The sequence below is a fragment of the Pseudomonas sp. B15(2017) genome, from assembly GCF_002113215.1.
In the GTDB taxonomy this organism is placed as follows: Bacteria; Pseudomonadota; Gammaproteobacteria; order Pseudomonadales; family Pseudomonadaceae; genus Aquipseudomonas.
In genome coordinates this window covers 1-1,467 of sequence record NZ_NEJZ01000033.1, presented here as the reverse complement: position 1 = coordinate 1,467, position 1,467 = coordinate 1, and the positions used below count along the sequence as shown (strand labels likewise).

Below are 1,467 nucleotides of genomic sequence, written 5' to 3'. Positions count from 1 at the left end.
GGCGTCGCCGCGGTTTTCGCTTTCCAGCGTCAGGCGCGGTTTTTCGAAGTCGTAATCGCGGCGGGTGGTGCGACTGGTGCGGGTTTCCAGGCGCAGGTCGAAGCGCTTGATCACCGGGTCGCTGGCGACCATGCCGGAGTCCTGCTGATAGGCCACCGGCGGCAGTTTTTTAAACACCGTCTGGTCATCGCCGAACACCAGTTTGTGCGCCGTGGCGCTGTGCTGGAAGTGGTAGTGAATGCCTTCTTCTTCACACAGGCGCTGGATGAAATGCAGGTCCGATTCGTCGTACTGCACGCAGTAGATACGCTCGGGGTAGATCGAACCGGTCTGGAATTCATAGGCATTGCTCTGGATGCCATGTTCCTCGAGGACCTTGCCGATGATTTTCGGCACGCTGAGGTTCTGGAAGATCCGCTGGTTGATGCGGTGTGCCAGATACGCCAGTTGCGGGCGCAAGGTCACGGAGTAGCGCGTCAGGCGTTTGCCGGAGTCGCCTTGCGCGGCGCGGTAGATCAGGCCGTGGATGCCGCTGCCGTCGGGCGACAGCTGCAAAAAGGCCGGCTTGTGCAGCAGGGTTTCGAGGTCCAGCGACGGCTGCTCACTGACCAGCTCCACCTCGAAGGCAAACGGCTGGCTGATGGCTTCCCGACCGGTGAGGGTAAACACCTGGAAATCGGCGGAAAGCCCTTCGATGGTCAGGGCAAAGTGGGTTTCATTGGCCGGCGCGAACATCCCTTGTTCCTCGTGCTGTACAGCGGCGCCCGTCGACCGGAAAAACCGGTCAACGCACGCGAAATTCTGGAGGGGCGTAAACAACATCGACCAGCAGAGCTGGCCGATGCTTGAAACGATCAGCCGTAATTAAACGACTGGAGCACGCCAGTCATCGGAACCCGAAGTACCGGATACTTCGTGGGTCCAGGTGATTTTGCGGTAGGTGAACTGCACTTCTTCCAGGTGGGTGAAGTGCGCGTTGCCTGGATCCTGGCAGTTGTGCATTTTGTTGTTGATGGCGACGATGATCGCGTCTTCCAGTTTGGTGGTGTAGTAGTGCTCTTGGGTACCTTGAGCCGAAGTGCGGTACCACTGGATAACGATTTCGCTCATGCGCTCGCCGGAGGTCAGAGCGGCTTGCAACAGAGGCGAAGCCTTGTCGTAGACCTTGGTGATCACAACTGGCTTGTGAACGCGCTGACCGGTTGGCTGACCGGATTGCGGGTCACGCGGGATGATCACGTCGTGGGTGAAAGCCTGAACCATGACCTGGTCTTCGTGGCCTTCCTGGTAGGTGTTGCCAACGGAGTCGGCGGTGAAAGCGCCGGCAGTGATCAGGCCTTGTTTTTCGCCGGTAACCGACATGTACGCTGGTGTTGCCATGGGAGGTGCTCCTTGCGGATAAAGTTAGGGTGCCCGGGAGGCGAAATCGCCCGGTGGGTGCCTGACTGTTATCAAGGAGCGTGCCAG

Annotated in this window: 2 protein-coding genes; both read right to left on the bottom strand. The window is 59.2% G+C overall.

What is annotated here, in order from left to right; genetic code table 11:
• On the bottom strand, nucleotides 1-735 hold a 735-nt coding region (gene tssI / locus CAF73_RS29450), incomplete at its 3' end, for a type VI secretion system tip protein TssI/VgrG (RefSeq protein WP_139834887.1).
• A 129-nt stretch (nucleotides 736-864) separates the two neighbouring features.
• A complete protein-coding gene (locus tag CAF73_RS29445) occupies nucleotides 865-1,380 on the bottom strand; it encodes an Hcp family type VI secretion system effector (protein ID WP_007949952.1) in 516 nt (171 codons plus the stop codon).
• Nucleotides 1,381-1,467 lie beyond the last annotated feature (87 nt).